Here is a 22,508-nt window from a genome sequence, read left to right on the forward strand (position 1 = left end):
ACCAGCCGGCCAGTCCGACCATGACGATCCGCCGTCCGTGGAATACTCGACCGAGACAGTCGCGCTCGAGGGGATCACCCAGATATTCCGCGGGGCGGCAACCCCCGACATATCCACAACGATCGCATCGGATCCCGTGACCGCCGTAGACCCATCCGCCAGCGCATCAGCCGGCCCACCCGACGTCAGCACCCGCCCGTCCGCATCGACGGAAACGACTTTCGGGACAAACCCGCTCGTGCCAGTCAATTGCCCGTAGATCACTGCCATGATGATTTGCTCCTGTTGCCAGTTGCCACGTCGGCGCGCCGCCCGATGCGACGCGCTCGTGAAAGGTGCACCTAGATTACCGGATCCTCGCCGCCGATGCGCGCCCACACCCGCCCATCGGCCAGGATTGCCGCCTGCGTGATCGTCTGCCCGGCGATCAGCCGATGCACGCGATCGATCATGTCGGCTACGGCCGGGTTCGCAGCCGGCGCCCCGCAGTAGCGCAACTCGTGCGCATACAGCGTCGCGCGCTGCATGCCGAGCGCGGCCGCGACGAGCAGCCAGCGACCAACACACGCCGCCTGCGTGTCTGCCGGCAGTGCCGACCAGCCGACCGAGTCGCAGCCGAGCTCGGTCAGCCAGAGCGGCGTGTCGCGCAGCGCCGTCGCGTCGACCTGCTCGCGCATGAGCCGGCATTGCGTTGCGACGCCCAGAGCGTGGCGCGCTGGGTTGGCATCGTAGAGGTAGCAGTGCCAGGACACCGCATCGAGCACATCCGCGCCCAGCGCATCGGCATAGCCGGTGACCTTCCAGCCCGACCCCGACCCGATGTCCGTGTAGGCCGGCCCGACCAGCCGCGCGCGCGATCCGACTGCGTCGCGCAGCCAGCGCGTGAGCGTCGCTAGGTCGACCGCCGACCCGTTAAACCAGCCGCCCGCGTAGTCCGGATGCGGCTCGGGCTCGTTCCAGACCTCGATCACCTGCACGCCCAGCTCGAGCGCGGCCCTGACGACACCGGCGAGATCGGCATACGAGCGGGGCATGCTGCCAGCGCCGAGCGCCCCCCACGTCGTCGACATCACATCGGGGTCGCGTGCCGCCCACGTTGGTGTGCCGCCGACCGTCCAGATCGTTGGCGTGCCGTGCGTCGCAACAAACGCTCGCAGGGTCTCCGTGTATCGATCGCCACGGGTCGGCTCGATCTGCCGCCATTGCGTCCCCACTGTGCCGTTGCCAAGCGGATCGTGATCGTGCGTGCGAGCGTGGCCGTAGCGATAGGCCGGCCGCCCCCCCGTGCGGTTGAAATGCATCCCGACGAAATTCGCCGGCACGGCGACCGGCGCATCGCGCACGAGCCAATCGGCGATGTCCGGTCGCACGATCACAGCTGGCGCGCTCGCCGCGATCGCAATCTCGCCGCTGACCCGCGCGACAGCCGGGCCGGGCGCAGGCGTCGGAGCCGGGGCGGGGGCATCGTCAGCGACCCGCCCTGTGGACGAGATCACGAATCGGTCGAAACTGTTGACCAGCGACGACGGCCCCTGCGCGACGAGCAGCGACTCGACGCTCGGTGCAGGTACGCCGGCGCGGATATCCCGCGCAGTGGCCGCGAACTCGTCGAGCACGCGCCGGCTGCATGGCGCGATCAACTCACCTGACCACGACGCGCGGGACAGTCCCGCGTCCATCTCGCGCGAGACGGTCGTGGCCGACCCACCCGTCCAGAGCAACACGCCGCGCGCGCCAGCGAGGTAGGCGAGCCAGACCATCGCGAGGATGCTGCCCGGCGGCGGCTCGTAGTATTTCCAATACCGGTACCCGCCGCCGGTCCGTGCCCAGCCGTGGTTGCCCGCGTCGGCCAGCGCGCGGATGCGATCCGGCGTGCCGAGCGAGCCCGATGCGACGGTCGACTCGCTCGCCCACATCGCCAGCCGCGAGCCGCAGATCGCGATCGTGCAACCCGGACCGAGCAACGCGACCCATCGCTGCACCTCGGCCCAGTACCAGCGCAGCGCACTCATCGGCGTCGCGCAGTAGCCCCCGGCAGACGGATCCCAACCCCAGAACGCGTAGCGGTCGGTCGCGAGGCGCTCAGGCCTGCTGGCGATCGCGACGGACGCGGCGGCGGACTGGTTGTGCGTCAGCTGCAGCGGCACCCCGGGCAGCTGCCGCCGGAACTCGGCATAGGCCGCATCGAGTGCCGGCATGAGAGCGGGCGACGGCTCCTCGCGCAGCGACACGGCGGCGAGCGCCGGGTGCCCCGCATACGGGCGCACGAGCGCCGCTGCCTGCACGGCCTTGACGCGCGCCTGCGCGACGTCGGTCGACGTGATGTACGCGGCGTCGATCTGCGCGACGATCCGCGTGCCGACCGACTGCGCCGCGTCGAGCCACGTGCCGAGCTGGTCGATGGCGACGTAGTGCAGCGTGTGCCCTGCGCCAGATCCTTGCAGTGCGGCATCGCGCGCACCGCCGAGCGACCACGGGTACATGTAGACGCCGCTGTCGAACTGCCGCGTCGGAGCAGGCGCTGGCGGAACAGGGCCGGGAATGCAGGCGCGGAGGGCCGGGGCAGGGGCCGGAACAGGCGCAGGCGATGGCGGGGGCCGGAACAGGCGCAGGCGATGGTGGGGGCCGGAGGCGGGTCAGGGCGGCGGCGGGCCCTGCCCGCAAAACCACTCGTCAAACCATCCGCGCACCAGGTCGCGCAGCCACGCCACAAACGCGTCCATCATCTCACCTCGCGGATGTACCGCTGCAACAGCCCCGCGCGACTCGCGCACTCGTGATGCGCGAGCTTCGCGGCGACGATTGCCTCGACCAGTTGCCCCGGCTCGACATCACCCGCGCCCGCCATCGTTGGCCACGGCGGACACGGCTGCATCAGGCCCGCTGGCGGATCGGGCGGGCGCGCCGTCACCGGGTTGAGCGTCCCACAGGAGGCGCAGAGCAGCAGGCAGAGTGCAAACAGCGGGGATCTCGCGCACCACATCTCGGGCCACCTCCACCAGTCGCTCGCGCACCACCGGGCGACGCGATCGCAGCGCATCCACCTCGACCTGCAGGCCGTCGACGGCGCGCGCCTGCCGCTCTGCATCCGCACGCGCAACGGCGATCGCCGCCTGCTCGCGTGTTTTGTAGACCGCCGCCCCGCGCGAATAGCCGTGCAGCCAGAGCGCGAGCAGCACGACGGCCAGCGCACCGAGCTTGTAGACGAGCGTCACGTTACTCGCCGCGACTGATCGCTGATGCGCGCGTAGACCGCGAGGCCAACGCCGGCCAGCGTCAGTGCCACCAGCAGCCACTGGATCCACGGCAGAGCCTCGCGCAGCGGCTCGACGATGGTCCGCACCTCCTCGACCGATTGCGACGCCTGCAGGGCCGCTGATGCGGCCGTAGACACCCCCGCGATGCTGCTGCCGATGACGGTGCGCGACTCGCCGATCGGTTTGAGCGACCGCACAATGCCGGCCATCGCCAGGGCCTTGTCGATCACGCCGTCCGGGTACGGCTGCATGCCGTTCTCGTGGACAATGATCGCGACCACGAGCGCGCGCATGACGTCGTAGTCGTGCAGATCGAGCGGCATGCTCGGGTCCGTCGACATTCTGCGGGCCACCGACAGCACGTAGCTCGCCGTGTCGTTTTCCGCCTGCGGCGCCCATCTGCCGATCAGCCCACGCAGATTGGTCAGCCCGTGACGGTCGTAGTAGCTGACCAGCGTGATCGCGAGCGCGCGGATGCCGTGCTCCGGGTCGACAAATACCTCGAACGCGCGCTCCAGTCGCTGCTCCGGCGTGCGCTGATGCCAGTCAGCGCGGCCCTGCCAGTGGTTGGATTCGCTGACGCGCAGATTGCCGGGGTTGTTGTTGCGCACACCGCGCGGCTGCATGAGCATCGTCAGCCTCTGCGCGCGCGGTCGATCGCGTCGCGCAGCTCGGCCGCCCTGCGCTCGCCGACGTCCTCGGCGCGGTCGGCCATCTCGTCGATGCGCCCGGCCATCTTGTCGAGTGACGCGTCGGCCTTGGCCGAGCGCACGACCCAGATACCGATCAACACGATGCCACCGATCAGTAGCACCCCGATTGCGATGTCCATTGCCACCTCTACAAAGAGTCTGTCGACAGCTCAAAACCCCCCGAGTGCCCAGCCCGACGCCAAACGAGCCGTCCATGTTGCGCCCCTTGTAAAGGCCCTTCTGCGCGCCATGCCGCGATCGCAAACTGCGATGCGGCGATCACCCCCGCGGCCACCGAGCCCATAAGCAGTGCCGCGGCAAAACCCCCGCGCCAGCGCGACGTCAGGCTCAGCAGTTCATCCAGTTGCGCGGTCATCGCGTTGAGTTGTCGGGACGTCGACTGCTCGAGCGACACTACCTGCTGCATCATCGCCGCGGTGCGCTCCTCGAGTCGCGCCAAGCGCTCGGCGAGCGCCGCAATGCGCGTGTCCTGCTGATCCTCGTGGCTACCTGTGTCCGACATGCCGCCCCCGGTCAAAAATCCATCCGCACACCGATCGCCGCATTGCGACCGACGATCACGATCGAGACCGCCGCCGCCGCACCCAGGATCTGCGTGCGATGCGCCGGGTATGCGTGCGCGAGTCCCAGCACGAGTGCGCCGCCGAGTAGCGTTTGCCAGGGGTGCCGAACCAGCGGGTTGAGCTCGCGATACCCTGCCGCTCGCCCGCGCTCGCTCATGATCCAGCGCGTCTGACCGTAGTCAATGGCACGCGTGACAATGATCGTCGCGGCCAGTGCCCGGTCGGTCTCTGACCACGATTGCGCGACGGCCGTCCCAGATGTGGCAAGGGCCGCTACTGCGGCCCCTGCGGCGGCGATTCGGCGCGCGATCATCGCCGCACAAACCGCGCCCAGGCCGAGCCCGCGATCGGCGCCTCGCCGCCTACCGGGATGACAGTGATGGGCGCCTGCGCCCACTTGGTCGGGTCCGCATCGCTCGTCGCGCGCACAGTACCGGACCCAAGCGCCTCGCCAGTCACTGTGCCGCTCGAATCGACCGACAGCGCACCACCGATCACGGACCAGGTGACGGTCGTCGCCACGCCATCGTCGGCGGTGACGGTCGCGTCGAAATCCAGCGTGTCGCCGAGCTCGACCGTGCCCGACGTCGGGTCGATCTCAACCAGCGTCACTTCGCCCGTGCCGCCGCCAGCGGACCCGCCGCCGCCGTCATCCACCACGAGCGACGCCGTGTCCTCGACGGTCGCGATCACGTCCGTGATCGTCGCCGTGATCGTGTAGACGCCATCACCGCCGCCCGCGATCACGACCGACCACGTCGGATCGGTCAGCGTCGCCGACCCGCTGCCGTCCGCCACGCCGTCGAGCAGCAGGTCGACATCGATCGTCGCGCTCGCATCGATCGATGCGTAGGTGCCCGAGATGTACAGATCGCCGCCGCTCGCGTAGTAGCCGGTGATCAGCACGCGCGGGGCGATGTCGATCTCGCCGCTCACCTCGACATCGATCGACGAGGACGCCTCGACAAACGTCGACGGCTCGCTGGTGTCGACACTCACCCCGCCGTTTGGCGCGGTCCACGCCGATCCGGTCGCGCCGAGCAGCGCGGCCGTCAGGTCCGCACCCATGCAGTCGTTGTCCACGACCAGGCCGGAGGTCACGACCGCCGTGCGTGATGTGATCTCGGTACTGAGCTGCGCGTCGCTCAGGCTCGACGACCAGACTCGGATGTAGCCAAATTTGGCGCTGATCGGCTCAGATCGCCCCGTGTCGCCGAATCGGATCAACGCGGGCGCGAATGCGGTTTGCGCGATCTCGGCATGATCGTCGGTCCAGTTGCCCGCCCCGTCCGGGTGCACGGAGAGCGAGAGCTTGTCTCCGCTCGAGTTGTACCCGCGGAGCGCTTTCCACACCCACGCGCCGGTCGCGAGCGTTGCAACCGCGCTTGCGCTTGTCGTCCCGTAGTTGGCGTACAGGTTTTCGGTTGTCCCGTCACCCTGCGTGACGACCGCGTGCAGGTCATAACTCCCGCCCGTCGAGTCCCTGATCTCGCACGACCCGGAGTCGGCATTGAGATCGCTGACGAGGTACTCGCCCCACAGGATCGTCATCGCGCCCGTCGACGACGGCAGCGAGGACGTCTGCTCGATGTACGAGCCGGCCGAGCCGTCGCAGACCAGCGCCATCAGATCGCCCGCATGTGCGCCAGCAGCGACTCGCGCGTCAGCGCGGCATAGGTCGCCGTGTCGGCCACCCACAGGCCCGCGTGTGCCATGATGAGCCCGGCCGTGGCCAGCGAGGCAAACTGCAGCCCGCCCGCCCAGGCGATGATGCCGGTCTCCAGCACAAACCGCGCGCTCGCGCCTCCATAGTTGTTGTACCCGGTCGAGCTCGCGACCAGCGTGAGCGCGCCGGCGGCTCCCGACGCCCGGTAAATCCGGCAGTACGGCGACCCGCCGCTCGTGGTCGATGCGAGCCTGATCTCGATCACGTAGTAGTCGAGCGTCGCCGTGCCACTCGCCGCCCACGTCGGCAGCACCTCGAGCGTGCCCGATGCGCTGCGCAGGATCGCATTGACGTCGCCGCCGTTGTAGATGTGCACGCCGACCGCGGGCGGCCCCGCATTTTCGTCGGTCAGCGATAGAGCAATGATGTCCGAGTAGGTCGTCGCGTCCCAGGTGTCATTCTGCGCCCGCGCCATGCCGAACCCGATCAGGTATTCGTGCCCCTGCTGGAGCCAGCCCGGATAGGGCGACTCGTGCGACGCGACCAGTTTGTTCACGCGCGCGATCGACCCCGAATCCTCGGGCGGCGCGTCGCCGGAGCGCACGCGCAGCTGGTAGACGTTGCGACTGCTCAGCGTCGTGCGGATCAGTCGATCGTAGCCGTCCGCGTGCGTGCCGACGGACGTCGACGAGCCGATGCCGGCGGGGTTGTACGTCGCGTCGGTCGTCCCGATGTACGCCATCGGCATGCGCGCGAGCGACTCGGCGGTAAGCCGCGCATTGACGACGTCCGCATCGCGATTGGCGGGCGACGCGGCGACGGGCCACGACCGACCCGGCGACCAGTCGAGCAGCAACAGCGACGTGTCGACGGACGTCGTGGTGCCGCCCGATCCGGAGCCGAGCTCCGACGGCCATGTCAGCGTGCCCGTGATCGACGCGACCTCGGCGCCGTCCTCAACCGACGCCGATAGCTCGACGTCCGACCCGCTGCCGGCCAAGCCGACGCTCGTCGACGTGAGCTCGTACGTCGGGTCGCCGTCGACCGTGGTGCCGCCGCTGCTCGAACCGATGCCGGGGGCGAGAGCCGCGAGAGGGGTTCCGCCGCCCCCGACAGATCCCGCGCTGTTGTTGGTCACACGCACCAGCGACCCCCAGACCGCGGAGGTAAACGCGCCGGAATTGAACCCGCTGATCTCCCCCCGCGCGTTGTAGTCGAGGTACAAGCACTAGGTGTCCGCCATGTCGACGATGTAGGCGCCGTAGTCTTGCAGGGCGCGCGCGATGATCGTGCCCTTGGCATCGAGGCCCAGGCTCGCGACGTTGATCGATTTGGGCAGGACAAACAGTTGCCCGCAGCGGATCGCGGCCGTGCCCGCGCCGTTGTTGGGGTAGCTGGTCGGATAGTCATCGCGCGTCGCGGGCCACACCCACGGCGAGCTCAGGAACGGTTTCGGTGCGGCGAGCGCGAGTGCGTGCTTGATCCCGTTTGTCAGCTCGCCAGTGCGGATCAGCCCGCCGAGCTGCGACCCGCCGAATGCTCGCGTGCCGCCGTAGCCGAGCTGCGCTGCGTGCGTGTAGTAGCTGGTCGGCCCGTAGTCAGTGACGAGCGCGAACCCGCTGCCGTTGAGCGCCACCGGCGTGTAGGCTTCCGCGGTCCATGCGTTCGTCCCAATTTTTTTGGCGCGCCAGAACTCGTGCGCTGTCTGCCCGTCGGGATCGATGATGCACAGGTGCGCGTCGGTGTACCCGGTCGACCAGTCGGGCGGTGCGCTGATCGCACTCGACGGGCAACGCAGCGTCACCGTGCCCGTGCGAAACCCGGCATTGGGAGCTGTGACAGCAAACGTCTGCAGCGGGTCGCCGTTGGTCGCGTAGTAGACCGGCATCGACCAGTTTGCCGAATTGACGTTCCACCCCTCACTCAGATCGCGCACGCGCGTCGTCGCTGCATCGCTCGCCGACGCCAATTGCGCACCGCTGCCAATCGGCCAGTTCCACGGGCTGCCGACCGCGAACGGCCAGAGCGTCGGATCGCGTCCGCTCGCCCCGCCCGTCGTCGTCTGCGGCAGATCGACCAGCCGCGCGACCAGCGACCCATCGCCGAGGTCAAACTCGCTCGCCGTCGTCGACTCGATGTTTCCGTCGACAGTCAGATACTCCGAGCCGTCGATCGCCATGGCGCCCGTCACGACTGCGCGCAGCACCTCCACGCCGCCTTGCTCGACGATCAGCGCACGCCGCGCGGTCATCGCATCGCGCACCGCCGCGCTTGCGTCGTAGCGCTCCTCGCCTGTGCCGGCCGATTGCACGGCCGCGACGATCTCCGAGAGCAGCGCCGCATTCGGTGTCCAGCTCATGCCTTGGTCCCCTCGACGATCAGTGATGCGCGCGATGCGCTGATGACGGCATCGCCGGTTTTCATGGCCATGAGCGTGACGACAAACCCCGCACCCGGCTGCACGGTCCACTCGTCCTCGATCGCGACGCTCCCGTAGTTGCTGCCGCTCGAGGCCGGGTAGTAGCCCGTGTACGCGCGCCGCACACCGGTCGACGTAGCCCCGCCGATTGTGGCGACCAGCCACACCTCGACCGTGCCCAGGCCGGCCGTGGTGTTAAACAGCACGCGCAGACTGCCGCGCACCGTCACGCGCGTCGCAAACCGCGTGATCGTGACGCCAGCCGTCTCGACCATCTCCCACAGCGTCGACGGCCCCGCGCTGCCGTGCACCTCGATCGTGCTCGACGCCTGCGACGCGGAGTCCAGCCGCACCGACCCGCCGCTCGCCATGACCGCCAACGGCGTGCGCGCCGCATAGCCGATCGTCCAGGGGGGCAACTCGGGCGGCCTGGCCGCGTGCACGTCGAGCTGTGGCTTGTAGATCGACACGCCTGCCAGAGCACCCGTCGTCGGCCCGGTCCCGCGCACCGAATACTCGACGCTCGTCGCACCGGCCGGCGCCTGCGCAATGAGTGACAGTTGCGTGTACCCGCTGACGTCGTAGTCATCAGCCGGGTTGTATGACGTGACCGGCGAATACTCGCTCACGTGCTCGGAGATCAGCGCATCGCCGCCACCGAAAAACCGTGCGCGCAGCCGCGCCCGGCATGCATTGCTGCGCACCCGCGCGCCCATGCTCACCCACTGCTCGGCGTCGATCGACACGCGCTTGGGCGCGATGACGCCGGGATAGCGCGCGACGCCGCCCACGGTGCCCGTGCCCGTGATCGCGAGCGTCGAGACCTTGGGCGATCCGACCAGCATGCCGATCAGCCCGTTGCCGTCGCTCAGGTAGTACCGCACGTCGTTCGTGGCCAGCCCGTCGCGATCCACCTGCCAGTCCTCGACGCCCCACTCGGCGTCGGCGTTCTGGATCTGGTTCCCGCCGTGCCGGACCTGCGAGCCGCCGACCGGAACCAGAGATGACACCGTGTGCGTCGCAAACGTCGGCGTGCTTGCGACCTGCGCGCCATTCATGGCGACCACATAGACGTTGAGCACGTCGCCGCGACTCACAGGTTCCAGGTGCACCGAGGTTTCCGCGGGCGCCACGACGATGCGCCGATACTCGGTCTCACCGGCCGTTTTCCAGTGCACATGCAGCGAGCCGCCCTCGAGCACACCCGAATCCTCGACCGCATCCCACGCAAGGATCGCGTAGGGCCGCACCGTCCCGTCAGCCGCCAGCGCAAACGTCGTGTCATCCGACGTCAGTTCGAGCTCGGCGACGGGCGCGACGACGCTCGGATCCGGCAGCGTCGTGTTCGGCGCGGGATCGACGCCCACCAGCGCCTCGTAGTCGTCTTCGTAGACGGCTTCGGCTTCCTCCTTGGCCACCAGGGTCACGGTCTGCGCGACCGGGTCGAATCGCCGCTCGAGCACCTGCAACACCTTGGCGTCGAACCCCCAGAGCGTGCGCGTGAGATCGACCGTATCGGTCGGCTCGACCGGCCACGCCGTCATCTGATAGACGGCGGTGTCCTTCAGCGCCTGGCGGGCCAGGTGGCAATACAGCCGCGCCAGGCGCTGCGCACGCAGCGGATCGACCACGTAGGGAAGATCGATGTCGCGCCAGATCTGCCGGCCGTCCTCGGTGACGTAGGCAGCAATCGAAACGGGCTCGAAATCGTCGTCCTCGTAGTCTGCGCTCGCACTCACGAACCGGCCGCGAACGGAGTTGAACGTGTCGGCCAGCGTGCCATAGGGCTGTGTTTCGATGTCGCCGGCCTGCGCGACATCCGCGTCGGTCAGCGACAGTGCCGGCGCGCGGTATGCGGCGCCCCGCACGCGCCACACCCCGCCCTGCACCACTGCGGTCCCGAGACACGACGTCAGCATCTGCTGCAGCACCTTGACCTGGTCGCCGCGCTCCTGCGGCGCGTAGACGATCCCGTCGATGGTGTAGCGGGCCTGGTCGTCTGCGAGCGAGCCCATGTCGACCAGTTCGTCGGCGAGGTTGGCCTCTGCGATCAGGTCGTCGAGATCGAAGTCGGTCTCATAGTCTGCAGACCACCCGTAGTCCGACGCGATGAAGTCCGCGATGCACAGGATCGCGTTGTTGCTGTGCGCGCTGGTCTCGGTCCTTGGGTCATAGACCGCATGACCTCTCACCAGCGCCTCGACCGCAGGCAGCCCGTTCGGGAAAATGTCCTGATCGGCCTCGATCCGAATGCTGATGCCCGCCTGCCCCGCGAGCACATCCGCAGACGTCCACTCGTCATCGCCGAGGCCTGCTGACTCCGACTCCATGGTCGTATCGCGCTCGCCAGCGACCTCGCCCAGGAACTTGCGCACGCGCACCAGCGCCTTGCCCTCGGTGACGCGGTACGAGACAACGACCGTACCTGCGATCGCGAGCGCCGCGCGCACCCCGCCGGCCTCGATCGTGTAGTGCTGGCCCTCGACCAGCACGGACGTCCCACCGTCGGCCGTCTGCTCGGCCACGGTGTCGATCACCCGGTCGGTGCCGGTGACGGCCAGGAGGTCGTCGGCCGCAACCCCGGCAAACGTTGCGACCTGCGGCACCACGCGCGTCTTGTAGAACCGCGAGCCGGCCTGCACGAACCCGCTGCCATCGAGCGTGCCGCACGGCTCGCCGTCGAGATAGACCTCATCGATCGCGGTCACCTTGCGATCAGCAAATGTGAGCCTGGCCGACCAGTAGTGATCGAATTCTCCGTGGACAAACCAGTGCGCGACCTGCCGCGGTGCGAGGCGCACCGTCCCGTAGATGAAATTGCGCGGCTGGTCGGTCGATCGAATCGCGATCTTGCGATCGACGTATGACGCGTCGAGCGCGGCACGCTTGCGCCGCGCCATGCGGTTCGCTTCGACGATCGAGTAGGCGATGGCGACCCCATAGGACACCGCGCTAACCGTGGCCAACGTCGCCGCGGACGCCCCGGCCGCCGTCGCGATGGCAATCGGCAGTTGCGGCACTCAGACTCTCCACGCCAGGGCGCCGCGCCGGTCCACGCGCACCGCCACGACCCCATTGTGCCCAGGTCCGACGAGGCTCGACCCTGTCACCACCCCCAGCGTGATCCGTCCGTCGATCAACTGCGCGACGACGTCCCCGCGCTGCGCGAACATGGCTGGGACGGGGTCGCCCAGCACCGCGCTCGCCGCACCCGCGATGCCGCCCAGCGCCGCCAGCCGCTCGAGCGCCTCGCGCTCGCTTGTCCACGTCGCGCACGGCATTTGGGCGCCTGGCCGCACCTCGCGAACCCAGGCGAAGGCGAAGGCGGCGCAGTCGTTCGCGCCCCACGCGAACGGCATCGCGCGACGCGAGCCGACAAACCGCACCAGCCGCTGCGGCCAGTCCTGCGGGCGAGCCATCAGCTCGGCCGCCAGTAGCGATTCGGCCACACGCCCTCGCGCTGGCCGACGACGACGCGCGAATAGCCGGTGTCGCCGCTCGCGCGACGCCGCTGCTCGGCGTCGGTGTAGCGCGCGCCCAGGGCCTTGGCAGGCATGCTGAGCAGCGTCTCCGCGTTGACCTCGATCAGCATCTTGCGATCGGACGAAAACCGGATGCGCATGGTGTCCAGCACACCGGCATCCTCGAGCACCGGAGTCCCCGTCACTTGATAGCCGGCAGTCAGCACCGCTGTGTACATCCGCCAGGGTCGAAGGTGCACGCGCTCCGACAGCACGAGCGAGATGGTGGACTCGTCCAGCCCCGACAGCACGAACCGGCGGCCCACGACTTGCGGCGCATTGACGTCGCGCACTTCGTCGACGGTCGCGACCTTCGCCGCGCCGACGTAGGTGTGACCGCCATAGGTCAGGTCATAGGACCAGGTGCTGTAGCGCTGCGTCCCGCTTGCCAGGTCGAACTCGAACAGGGACACGGTCGATCCGTTGCCGGCGATGACCGCATCCATCGCGGTATCGGTCGTCCTCATTGTGCGGTGTCCTCGATCCACTCGAGGTCGATGCCGGGCGCTTCGTCGTTGCCCCTGTACGGCAGACCGACGCCGTCCTGGTTCAACATGAAGAGCACGGTCGGCGCATCCCACACGACCGCAGTACCGCTCGCGACCGAGGTTCGCGCGGGCGGCTCAAACGTCCAGGTGATGGTCCCGCCCGACTCCGTGGCGTCGGTTACCACCATGACGAGTTGGCCACTCGATCCGAGCCCGAGCATGTCGCCCTTGCGCAGCGTCGCACCGCTGGCAGCGGAACACGTGGCCGACGTCGCCCCCGCAGTCACCGTCGACGACAGCGTCGGCGCGCCCCGCAGCGTTCCACGTGGAACGGGGCGCTTGAAGTGCCAGAACCTCGCGCGGTTTTCCGATCCGCGCACGCGCGCGAAGAACGCCTCGCGCTCGGCTTGCTCGTCTGGGTACACGGCTCCCAAGGTCATCGAGCACCACCAGACGGGGCCGGCGATCGCCCGTGTACGCGTCGCAGCAGCGAGCAGGCCCGGGTTCACGATCACGAACGGCTTCAATTTCCACTCCAGGTCCGAGGGCGCGAAGTGCTCGTCGGACGGCCACGCGAGCGTCGTCATGCGGACGTGCCCAACATCCCGCGCGCCGTGGCGTCGGAGACAATCCCCACGACGGCGCGCTGCATGTCAGCGAGCCCCCGCTCGACCTGCGCGCGAGATGCCCCGCCCTGAATAACGATCGTGTTGTTGAAGACCGGACCGCCGCCCAGCGCGTGATTCGGCACCACGGTGCCGGCGGTTCGCGGCACCATCAGCTCGGGACCGCGCTCGCCGACGAGGATCGCGCGGCCGCCGGCATAGTCGCCGCCCGAGGCCAGTTGCTTGGGCATGATCCCGGAGCCGAGCACGCCGGCGACATCTTGCGCAGAGTCGCCGAACCGCATGTAACGGATCATGTCAAGGATCGACCCGACCGCCGTTTCGCCTGCCCCCTTGAAAAACTGCTGATACGCGACGGCGGCGACGATCTCTTTCGATCCTCGGATCACTACGTCCTTGAGCGAGCCGGAACCCCCGAATAGCCAATCGGCAAACGCCTGCGACGTCTGCTTGCCCCATCCGTCGACCGACTTGATCAGTTCCTGGAATCCAGCCGCCATCTCGTCCTTCGTCTGTTTCATCGCCTCGACCACGCCGAAGGCCCGCGACCACGTCTCGGGCTGGATCAAGCCGCGCTCGAGCAGATCGGTCATGTCCGCTTGCAGGCGCTCAGCCTCTTCGACGCGCGCGCGATCGGATCGACTGGCCAACGAATTGACGGCCTGCAGTCGGGCACGCAAATCATCGTCAGCAACTTCCCTGGCTGACTTGCTGCCCCAGGCTCGACGCTCGGCGGCCGCCTCTTCCTCGAGCATGTCGATGCGATCCTTTTCGACGTCGACTTCGCGCTTCTTGGCGTCGATGATCAGCGCGGACATCAGCAGCTCTTGCTGCGCCCACTTCGCGCTCGCGGCGAAGCGCCCCGCCTGCACCTCGTAGAGCGCCTTTTCATAGGCCGAGTTGATGCCGACCTGCGTCGCGCGTTCTCGCAGCGACTCTATCTCGCGCAGGATCGCCGCGTTCGGGTCTTTCGCGGCGCCACCGACAGCGCCGGTCGCGTCGACACGCGGCGCCTCTGGCTTCGGGCCGATGAAAATCGACAGTTGATCGGTCGCGATCTGGCGTGCCGCGTCATCCGCGCGGCGATTCAGCACCTTGACCCATCGGTCGAGCTGCTGGGCCGCGACTTCCATCCGCGATCGCAGCCGCTCATCCTGATCCGCCGGCGAGCCGAGCACGAAGTCCCAGATGGACGTGTCGCCGGTCTCCACCTTGCGCGCGAGTTCGGCGCGCATCAGCGTGAGCTTGCCGAGTTCCTTCGCCGCATCGGCGGCCGCCTGCTCGGGGCCCTTGAACGCCGACCCCAGCGCATCGGCGAAATCGAACCCCGCTTGCCGCGCCTGGTTGAACTGCTGCACGATCTCGAGCAGAACCGGGATGAACTCCGACGCAAGCTGCGTCTTCGCCATGCCGGCCTCGTACTGCAGGCGCAGGTACGCCTTTTCGAGTGCATCCGCCTGCTTGGCCTGCTCTGCGGTCACCCGCGCGCCCTCGAGCCCGGCTTCGGCGAGGTCTTTGAGGAACGGGATGGCGTCGGCGCCCGCCCGGCCCAGCAATGCGATAGCAAGCTCGGACTTGCGCCGCGTATCGGCAAACTGGTCGAGCGCTCGCGCGGTCTCGACCAGCAGCGCCGTCGAGTCCGCGAACTGCGCTGGATCGATGCCCAGGATCCCCAGGCCGACTCCGCGCGCTTGCTTGTTTGCGCGGCCAGAATCGACTGGTTCAGCTTCGTGACGATCGAGACGACCTTTTCGACGCCGATCCCGGCCTCTACGGCGACTCCCAGCGTGCGCGATAGGTTTTCGACGCTCGTGCCGGCCGTCTCGGCCGCGCCCTTGAGACTCGCCAGGTCGTGCACGGCCGAGGTAAACGCCTTCGTGAGCGCCGTGATCAGCGTGCCACCCAGCGCGATCTCGATACCCCGGCGAAGCGTCTTGAACGCGGCTTCGATGTCGTCGACACCGCGCTTGGCGATCGACTTCGCCTCGCCCATGTCGCGCCGCAACTGCGCGACTTCCGCTCGCATCTCGAATACCAGCTCGCCGACGGTTTTCTTAGCCACGGTTCCCCGCCTCGATAACTGCGTGTTCCATGATTTGCACCCGCGCGAACGTTTCGGCGTCGACGTCCATGCCCAGACGACGCCAGGCCGCATCAGCCGCGGTGTAGTCCAGCCCCGCCTCGCGCACCACCGTCGGGCCCATCCCGCCGCCCAGGACCACGAATCGCCACTGCGTGCCCACTGCGAGGAAGGCCTCCACCGCCGGCCAGTTTTCGTCGAAGACCTCGACGCCCGGAGTCGTCGATGCGCGCGCTGGCCATCAGCCGCCGCGTCGACTCGTCGTCAAGCCCGAGCGTCGCGGCCTGCCGGCGCAGGTCCGCCCCGTCGTCGGCCGCACGGCGCGGGCGACGCCAGGCCCGCGCGGCCGCCTCTAGTTTCCCCGCACAATCCCCCGCATCCGGGCCAGATACGCGCGCCAGATGACCAGGTCGAGCCAGGGGTACTCGTCGAGCAGCGATGCCAGTGCCGCCGCGCTGAACGCCGACTCAGGCTCGTCCCAGCCGATCACCACATCGGCAAGCGCCTCGTCGATCGGCCGGGATGTCATCGCGTCGATCTGACTGCGCGACAGTGGCTTGCAGCGCAGCGTGAGAGCGCCGAAATCCTCGCCCCCCGGCGCGGTGACATCGACGACCAGGTCGAACTCGGGAATCGGCGCGCGTTTGAATTTCATGGCGGCTCAGGTCAAGGTCAGTGTGATCTCGTCGTTGCCGGTGCTCGGCAGGAAGAGCAGATCGGTCGCGATCATCACGACGTCGTCCGGCGCGTTCGCGTAGCGCGGGTTGATCACCTGCACCGCCGGCGCCTCGAGCGTCACGATGTTGCCGGCCGTGGTTCCGTGCACGAGCTCGACCGCGTCGGTCGTGGCCACCTTTGCGGCCGCAAACCAGTCGTAGGTGGCAACCGTCGGCGCCTCGAACTGCGCAGACCCCTGCGGCGATCGGCCGGTGATCGCGATGCGGTCTTCGCAGTTGATCAGGTTGCGGTGCGAGAGCCGGTTTGCCAGGTCGAGCGCGAACGACTCGAGGCACGGCGTCTCGCCCAGCAGATCGACCGTCGTCTCGGTGCGATTGAAGAGCACCGGCGTCGCCTGATTCGCGAACGTCGCCGTGCCAGGCGTCGAGTCGGCGGCCGCGTTGTAGACCCCCCACAGTGTGAAGGTCAGGACCGGGATGTCTTCGCGCGTCGCGCTCAGGCGCACCGTACCCCGGCAGCCGGTCATCTTGTGCCGCACAGCGTCGACGTAGGGGTAGATCGTCACCGTCTTGACGCCTGGCGTCTCCGGCGCGTAGACCACGCTGGTCCCCGCGTTGACCGTCTCCGAGAAACCGCAGGCTTGCAGCAGCGGCGCCCACGCCGGCGCGGTTCCCGCCGCGCCCGACCCGGAGAGCTCGACCTCGATTTCGATCTCGCTGTAGACGTCCGCCGGCATCTGCGGCGAGTTGCCGAAAAAGTTTCGGATCTTGTCGCGCGAGCGATTCGTTGCCCGCACCGGTGTCACGTCGGCCCGGCGCACCGATATCGCGTTCGAGCCGACGGTCGGCGTCGGGTCGGTGCCTTCCGTCGACTCGATCTTGACCAGGATCAGCTTGTTTCGCGCGTAGCGAGTCATGTCAGGTTTCCTTCCAGAAGGCCTCAAACTCGAGCGGCAGCGCGTACACGCCGCCGTCACCCAGACGCGGCACACGCTCGCTCGACGAATCCGTGTCGACGATGTCGTCGATCGTGATGCCAGACAGCCCCGGCACCGTGCCCTGGTAGCGACCGAGCACGGCCAGCACCGCCTGCGCGACTGTGTTGCAGGCCACGACCGAGTCGGCGACGATGCCCACCTCGAACCGCGCGGTGCGCCAGGCAGTCGCCGCGCGCGTCCCTTGAATGCGTCGCAACGTCAGCGTGTCGATCACAATGGCGGGCCGCTGCGTGCGCGCGGGAATCGCTTCGGGGTAGATGCGCGTGCCAACCAGCCCGGCCAGCGTCGCGTCGGCCGTCAGCAGCTTGTAGACCGCTTCGCGGATCATGACCGCCCGCCGGCGAAGTCGCCGCGCGTCACGCGCAGGCGCGCAATCTGCCGCCACAGTTCGGCCGAGAACGCGTCGACCGCGCGCTCGCCCTCAGTATCGAATGCCCGCGCCATGAACTGCCGCTTTCGGGCGCCGGGGTGGCGCGCATGCCACCTGAGCAGCGATCTGAGCAGCGATCCGATCGTGAGCGCACGTGCCGCCTTCGGAGCGATATCGTGCGCCGTTGTACCCGTCTCAACCCAGGGCGCGTAGAACGCGCGCCCGCCCCCTGCGCCCACGGTCCCGCGCACTGCGCCATTGACGCGCGCCGTCGCGATCACCGTCTTGACACTTTCGCGCAGCACACCGGTGCGCGACGGCACCTCTGCGCGTATTGCACGCTCGAGCCGCGCGCCGGCCGCACCGAGCGCCGCTTGCAGCGCCTCGCGTGCGATCTGCTCCGAGAACGTCTCGAGCCACTTCTCGGCTTCGGCCAGCCCCTTGACGGCGACGCTGGTCATGCAACCGGGTCCGCGAGTCGGCAGACAAGCCGCAGGTCGAGCCGTCGGCCTATCGGCACGGCTGCGGTGATCGCGAAGACCTCCTCGGTGGCCTCATCGACCACGCGCATGGCAGAGCTCACGCCGTCCACGTGCAGCATTGTGATCTCGACCGTACCCGCGTCCTCGTCGACCTGCCGGTCGCGCTGCTCGCGCCCCGTGCGATACCAGACGGCGCCCCAGGCCTGCACGAACGTGGCCCAGGTCCGCGCTTCGCCACCCATCGCGTCGCGCGTGACGATCGCCTCTTCGACGGTGAGGAGGTGATCGCGGCGCCCGGCATGCACGAGCAGATCCTCTCAGGCTCAGGCCGGCGGGTTCGCCTGCGGCCCGCTCAGGGGATGACCGAGCACGCACATCGCTGACACCGGCGCGTTGCCGGTGTTGTTCGCCGGCGTGACCGTCAGCCGCGTGTAGCGCTTGAGCCCCTTGTAGCCGAGCTTGCGGCACTCCCCGTCATCCGAGAACGCGAACCCGGCCAGGGCTTCGGTGCCGATCAGGTAGGCGTCGGCCACCGCCGCGTTGTCGCTCAGGTCCGACTCGTCGCCGTCTTCGAGCAGCACGACAAACGTCGCGTCCGCGTCGGCCAGCGTGCCCGTCTGGATCATGTAGGTCACGGACTCGTAGCCTGCGCCATCGATGATCGCGCCGACCAGCGCCGTGTTGTCGGTGGCGACCTGCGGGGCGATGACCGGTTTCGGATTGATGTTCGAGATTCCGTCGCGCATGGTGTGTTCTCCTTCAGATACTCCAGACTCGCCAGGCCGCCGCGTCGCGACGGGCCTGGTCCTCGAGGTAGGGCGACACCTTGGGATCGCCCTCGAATCGCGATTGCAGGCGTTGCAGCGCCGCGTTCTTGAGCCCCTGCGGCACCGCACCTGCGGTTGCATAGCCGGCGGTGAACTCGACCACGACGGTGTCCGACAGGTCGTCGGTTGCCGACGGCCATGCTTGCTCGGCTGCAAGCAGTACGCGCCCCGGGTGCGGCCGCTCGCCCGTGCCGCGCTCGACGCGGTACACAGTGTCGGCGAGCGTCTGCAGATCTCCGGCCGCGTCGCGATACTTGATCGTAATCGTGGCCGACGCGAGCGGCGAACGAGGCAATTCGATGTACTCGTCCGCGCACGGGAACCGATCGAATGCGATCGTATAGGTGCGCACGAGCAGCGCCCGACCCGTATAGGCCTCGACCCATTCGCATGCGGCCGGGATCAGCAGATCGAAAAGCGCGTCGTGCGCATCGCCGATCACGCGGCACTGCAACCGGGCGTCGTCGTTGTCGATTGGGTATCCGCTTGCCGCCGTCTTGATCGACAGCACGCCGCCCGGCTGCGCCCTCGATGGGATCACGACCTCCATGCCTTCGGCCAGGTTGTGTGCCACCTGCGCCGGCGAGAACTCGGCCGCGGCGCCGAAGAGCTCGCGCAACCGCTCGCGCGCGCCCTCGACCACGGTGCCGGCCGGCAGCCGCCGCCCGTCGACCGTACAGTCGACGAGCAGCGCCGCCCGCACCGGCTCGACCGAATCGACCAGCAGGCCCGCCCCGTCGGGGGCCGGCCTGCGCCGCGAACCACGCGACATCGTCAGCTTGCGGCGTTGGCGTAGTGCTTGACCGCGCCGCCGACGTCGACCAGGTTGCCGCCGCTGCGCATCCACGCGAGGAACCCGACCTGCCCCTTCTTCGTGTAGGCCGAGTCGGTGAACCGGAAGAGGCTCATCATCATCACGTCGCGGATCATGTAGGGCGCGAAGTCGCCGAAGAGGATCGACTTGGCGCTCGCCGCCATCACCGGCATGTGCTGGTTGATGGCGATGCGCACGCCCAGCAGCGTGTCGGGCATCGCGCCGTTCAGATCGTAGCCGGGCAAGAAGATCGGGCGCCCCTGGTCGTCCTTGAGCTTGCGCGCGACCTTGAGCGTCGAGTCGGCCATCATCCAGCGCAGGTTGCCCGACTCCCGGTAAGCCGGGTCAACCGAATGGTAGAGGTCGATGAAGTCGTCGTAGATCACCGTCGCGGTCTGCCCGCTCGCGCCGGTCTTGCCCAGGCTCGACGCGGTCACGATGCCGTTCGGCTGGCTCGATCCGGTGCCCGTGGTGAAGTGCCTGTTCGTGATCCGGCCCAGACGCGTGGCCAGCCGCTGCCGCACGAACGCCTCGACATCGGCCGACGAGTCCTGCAGCAGCTCGAACGGGACCGCGACGACCTTGGACGAGTACTTGTAGACCGGCACCGACTTCACGCCGAAGTCGACGTCGGCATCGGTCGCGCTGCCGTTCTCCGCGACGATCTCGCCCTCCTCCGACGTGCCGTCCGAGGTCGGGAAGTTCATCGTACCGCCGACCATCGTCGGCAGCACCGTCGCGACCGCGCGCATGCCGCCGTAGGCTTTGAGCGCGTCGATGATCGTCGACGCCACCTGCTCGGGCACGAGATACCCGCCCTCGCCGTCGGTCGTCGTCGACATCGTGGCGCGGATCGCCTGCCACTCGGCGGCATTCAGCGCGTCGTCACCGCGCCGCAGCCATTTCGCGAACAGCGCGCGCGCCTGCTCCTTCGCCGCGTCCGGGGCGGGGCCGCCCGTCAGGCGCCGCTCGAACGACTCGGCGAGCGAGGTGTCGACGCTGTTCTGCGCGACGCGCTCGAGGTACTCGGAGAGGCGCTTCTGCTCGCCCTCGACCCGCTCGAGGTCGGCCATGCCGGCGTCATACGCCGCCTGGTCCTCGGGCCGCCAGGGCTTGCCGTCCGAACCGTCCCGGTCGGCCATCAGAGTGCGGATCTTCTCCGCGACTTCGGCGCGCTCGGCGCGCAGCTGCTGCATCGTCTTCATGTCGTGTGGTCCTTGTGTGAGCGGCTAGCGCCGCGCTGCGAATTCGAGCCGACGCAGCAGCGCCGCTCGTTGATGGGTGTCCGGGGCCTTGCCGCTGGGCGGCGCCGGTGCGCGGCGGGCGCTCAGCCCGGCGGGCGCCCGCGCGAACGCGGCCAGATCCCAGGTGTTCTGCGCCGCCTTGGCGCCCGGCGCCATCGCGTCGGCCAGCTTGGCATCGATCGCTTCGGCCGCGGTGTACCAGGTTTCGGCGTCCATGAGCTTGAGCCAGTGCGTCGCATCGCCGCCCGCGCGGGCGGCATAGGTCTCGGCGATCGTGCCGTCGACCTTCTCGAGCAGCGCCGCGCAGTCGAGCATGTCGCCCGTGTCCCCCATTGCCAGCGTCCAGGCCCGATGGATCATCAGCATCGACCCTCACCCATCTGGATTTCGTCCGCGCCGGTGATCAGCACCGACGCCGCGCTCGCCGCGAGTCCGTCGACGATTGCGGTCACGCGCGCAGGGCGATCCCGCAGCGCCTGGACCATCGCGCGCGCCGCGAACACCGACCCGCCCGGCGAGTTGACCCGCAGCACGAGCTCGACGGTCTCGTCGATGTCGGCGAGCGAACGCGCGAACGCGCCAGGCGACACGCCGCCGAACCACTCGGCCTCGAGGTCCGTGTCGACGATCGTGTCGTAGACGTAGATCGTGGCCGCGCCGTTGCTCGACCCCGCAACGCCGAAGCGCCTCGGGCGATTCTTGTTCGCGGCGAAGAGCCGCAGAAGTCGATCATGCATTGCCACTCTCTCCGACATCGCGCGGTGCGCGGTACAGTTCGCCGATGATCTCGTCCGGCATGTTCTCGAGGTGGCGGATTTCGTCGGGCGTCATCCAGCCATCACCGCTCCCCGGTCCACCGAGCGCCGCCCGGTATGCCTCGGATCGCGCCTTCGAATCCCCGCGCATCAGTCCCTCGAGGTTGAACTCCACGAAGCCCGTCGCGCGCCGATAAAGCTTGCGGTTGATCTCCTGCTCGAACGCCCGACAGATCGGTGCGATCCGGTAGCGCACGAAGCCGATCGACATCTGCTCGAGACCCGTCCCCCAGGCCGTGCTTTTCTCGGTGTGCCCGATCATGTGCGGCGGGACGCCGAACAGGCGCGCGATGTCCTCGATCTGGAACCGCCGCGCGTCGAGCAGCTGCGCGTCTTCGGCCGACATCGACAGGCGCTCGACCTTCATTCCGTGCGTCAGCACCATCGGCCGCCACATCCCGCTGCGACCGCTGTGCTTCTCGTCAACCTGCTTCTTCAGCCGCGCGATCTCCTCCTCGGAGATGTCGCCCGGCGCGGCGAATGCGACCTGCGCCTGCAGCCCGCGTGAGAAGTACGCGCTCGAGAAGTCCGCCGCAGCCAGCGCGATCCCGCCCGCGTCGCCCAGCGCCGCCTTGATCGCCGACACCGACCGCAGGCCGTCGAAGCCGACCGAGGGGATGTGCAGCACGTCGGACCCGTCGTAGGGCACGACCCGCCCGTCATCCTCGAGCACGCGGTACACGATCTCACCGCGCTCGCCGCGCACCGGCTCAACCGCGCGGGGATGCCGCGGCACCAGCCCGTACACGTCGGGCGATCGGTCGCGCCGCGTGATCGTGGCGAACGCGTCGCCGTGCAGCATGCGCGCCGAGACCATGTATCGCCAGAACGACGCGGCCGACATCGCGAGGTTCGGCTGCTCGTTGAGCAGCCACCAGAGATCACCCCGCACCGGCTCGCGCCGCCGCTCGTCGATGCGCCGGTAGGTCTGGCACGGCGCCATCGTGA

The 22,508-nt window shown here is 68.6% G+C and carries 27 protein-coding genes; all 27 read right to left on the reverse strand.

What is annotated here, in order from left to right; translation table 11 throughout:
• Positions 1–341: 341 nt before the first annotated feature.
• Positions 342–2,483, reverse strand: a complete 2,142-nt coding sequence (locus IPH07_24595; GenBank protein MBK6920603.1) for a hypothetical protein — start codon at positions 2,481–2,483, stop codon at positions 342–344.
• Positions 2,484–2,831: 348 nt separating this feature from the next.
• Positions 2,832–3,215: a hypothetical protein gene (locus IPH07_24600; protein ID MBK6920604.1), complete on the reverse strand. Its 384-nt coding sequence runs from the start codon at positions 3,213–3,215 to the stop codon at positions 2,832–2,834.
• A complete protein-coding gene (locus tag IPH07_24605) occupies positions 3,212–3,889 on the reverse strand; it encodes a structural protein P5 (protein MBK6920605.1) in 678 nt (225 codons plus the stop codon). Before IPH07_24605 ends, IPH07_24600 begins: the two co-directional genes overlap by 4 nt.
• A gap of 2 nt (positions 3,890–3,891) precedes the next feature.
• Positions 3,892–4,089, reverse strand: a complete 198-nt coding sequence (locus IPH07_24610) for a hypothetical protein (GenBank protein ID MBK6920606.1) — start codon at positions 4,087–4,089, stop codon at positions 3,892–3,894.
• A gap of 8 nt (positions 4,090–4,097) precedes the next feature.
• A complete protein-coding gene (locus tag IPH07_24615; GenBank protein ID MBK6920607.1) occupies positions 4,098–4,472 on the reverse strand; it encodes a hypothetical protein in 375 nt (124 codons plus the stop codon).
• Between the two features lie 11 nt (positions 4,473–4,483).
• Positions 4,484–4,846, reverse strand: coding sequence for a hypothetical protein (locus IPH07_24620; GenBank protein ID MBK6920608.1), 363 nt, complete (start codon positions 4,844–4,846; stop codon positions 4,484–4,486).
• A complete protein-coding gene (locus IPH07_24625; protein ID MBK6920609.1) occupies positions 4,843–6,159 on the reverse strand; it encodes an Ig-like domain-containing protein in 1,317 nt (438 codons plus the stop codon). The genes IPH07_24620 and IPH07_24625 overlap by 4 nt, the downstream gene beginning before the upstream one ends.
• Entirely contained in the window at positions 6,159–7,424 is a 1,266-nt protein-coding gene (locus tag IPH07_24630) for a hypothetical protein (protein ID MBK6920610.1), read from the reverse strand. Before IPH07_24630 ends, IPH07_24625 begins: the two co-directional genes overlap by 1 nt.
• 3 nt (positions 7,425–7,427) lie before the next feature.
• On the reverse strand, positions 7,428–8,558 hold the full coding sequence (locus IPH07_24635; protein MBK6920611.1) for a hypothetical protein: 1,131 nt from the start codon (positions 8,556–8,558) through the stop codon (positions 7,428–7,430).
• Entirely contained in the window at positions 8,555–11,638 is a 3,084-nt protein-coding gene (locus IPH07_24640; protein MBK6920612.1) for a hypothetical protein, read from the reverse strand. Before IPH07_24640 ends, IPH07_24635 begins: the two co-directional genes overlap by 4 nt.
• On the reverse strand, positions 11,639–12,037 hold the full coding sequence (locus IPH07_24645; protein ID MBK6920613.1) for a hypothetical protein: 399 nt from the start codon (positions 12,035–12,037) through the stop codon (positions 11,639–11,641). It lies immediately after the preceding gene.
• Positions 12,037–12,606, reverse strand: coding sequence for a hypothetical protein (locus IPH07_24650; protein MBK6920614.1), 570 nt, complete (start codon positions 12,604–12,606; stop codon positions 12,037–12,039). Before IPH07_24650 ends, IPH07_24645 begins: the two co-directional genes overlap by 1 nt.
• Positions 12,603–13,214 carry a hypothetical protein gene (locus tag IPH07_24655; GenBank protein MBK6920615.1) on the reverse strand — a complete coding sequence of 204 codons (612 nt, stop codon included), beginning with the start codon at positions 13,212–13,214 and terminating at the stop codon, positions 12,603–12,605. The genes IPH07_24650 and IPH07_24655 overlap by 4 nt, the downstream gene beginning before the upstream one ends.
• Entirely contained in the window at positions 13,211–14,809 is a 1,599-nt protein-coding gene (locus IPH07_24660; protein MBK6920616.1) for a hypothetical protein, read from the reverse strand. The genes IPH07_24655 and IPH07_24660 overlap by 4 nt, the downstream gene beginning before the upstream one ends.
• Positions 14,731–15,315: a hypothetical protein gene (locus tag IPH07_24665; protein MBK6920617.1), complete on the reverse strand. Its 585-nt coding sequence runs from the start codon at positions 15,313–15,315 to the stop codon at positions 14,731–14,733. Before IPH07_24665 ends, IPH07_24660 begins: the two co-directional genes overlap by 79 nt.
• Entirely contained in the window at positions 15,308–15,514 is a 207-nt protein-coding gene (locus IPH07_24670) for a DUF1799 domain-containing protein (GenBank protein MBK6920618.1), read from the reverse strand. The genes IPH07_24665 and IPH07_24670 overlap by 8 nt, the downstream gene beginning before the upstream one ends.
• 171 nt (positions 15,515–15,685) lie before the next feature.
• The gene (locus IPH07_24675; protein ID MBK6920619.1) at positions 15,686–15,988 is read right to left on the reverse strand and encodes a hypothetical protein; all 303 of its coding nucleotides are present in this window, start codon (positions 15,986–15,988) and stop codon (positions 15,686–15,688) included.
• 6 nt (positions 15,989–15,994) lie between these two features.
• A complete protein-coding gene (locus IPH07_24680; GenBank protein MBK6920620.1) occupies positions 15,995–16,927 on the reverse strand; it encodes a hypothetical protein in 933 nt (310 codons plus the stop codon).
• A gap of 1 nt (position 16,928) precedes the next feature.
• The gene (locus IPH07_24685; GenBank protein ID MBK6920621.1) at positions 16,929–17,336 is read right to left on the reverse strand and encodes a DUF3168 domain-containing protein; all 408 of its coding nucleotides are present in this window, start codon (positions 17,334–17,336) and stop codon (positions 16,929–16,931) included.
• The gene (locus tag IPH07_24690) at positions 17,333–17,839 is read right to left on the reverse strand and encodes an HK97 gp10 family phage protein (protein ID MBK6920622.1); all 507 of its coding nucleotides are present in this window, start codon (positions 17,837–17,839) and stop codon (positions 17,333–17,335) included. Before IPH07_24690 ends, IPH07_24685 begins: the two co-directional genes overlap by 4 nt.
• Positions 17,836–18,165 (reverse strand): head-tail adaptor protein, encoded by a 330-nt coding sequence (locus IPH07_24695; GenBank protein MBK6920623.1) that lies wholly within the window; start codon positions 18,163–18,165, stop codon positions 17,836–17,838. Before IPH07_24695 ends, IPH07_24690 begins: the two co-directional genes overlap by 4 nt.
• Positions 18,166–18,183: 18 nt before the next feature.
• Positions 18,184–18,606, reverse strand: coding sequence for a hypothetical protein (locus tag IPH07_24700; GenBank protein MBK6920624.1), 423 nt, complete (start codon positions 18,604–18,606; stop codon positions 18,184–18,186).
• Positions 18,607–18,619: 13 nt separating this feature from the next.
• The gene (locus IPH07_24705) at positions 18,620–19,459 is read right to left on the reverse strand and encodes a phage gp6-like head-tail connector protein (GenBank protein ID MBK6920625.1); all 840 of its coding nucleotides are present in this window, start codon (positions 19,457–19,459) and stop codon (positions 18,620–18,622) included.
• 2 nt (positions 19,460–19,461) lie between these two features.
• Entirely contained in the window at positions 19,462–20,706 is a 1,245-nt protein-coding gene (locus IPH07_24710; GenBank protein MBK6920626.1) for a phage major capsid protein, read from the reverse strand.
• Between the two features lie 24 nt (positions 20,707–20,730).
• Entirely contained in the window at positions 20,731–21,105 is a 375-nt protein-coding gene (locus tag IPH07_24715) for an ATP-dependent Clp protease proteolytic subunit (GenBank protein ID MBK6920627.1), read from the reverse strand.
• A complete protein-coding gene (locus IPH07_24720; GenBank protein MBK6920628.1) occupies positions 21,105–21,482 on the reverse strand; it encodes an ATP-dependent Clp protease proteolytic subunit in 378 nt (125 codons plus the stop codon). Before IPH07_24720 ends, IPH07_24715 begins: the two co-directional genes overlap by 1 nt.
• Positions 21,475–22,508 (reverse strand): phage portal protein (locus IPH07_24725; GenBank protein ID MBK6920629.1); only part of this gene is annotated, 1,034 nt, incomplete at its 5' end. The genes IPH07_24725 and IPH07_24720, both read right to left, overlap by 8 nt.

It is taken from the genome of Deltaproteobacteria bacterium, assembly GCA_016709225.1.
Lineage (GTDB): Bacteria > Myxococcota_A > Polyangia > Nannocystales > Nannocystaceae > Xiheibacterium > Xiheibacterium phototrophicum.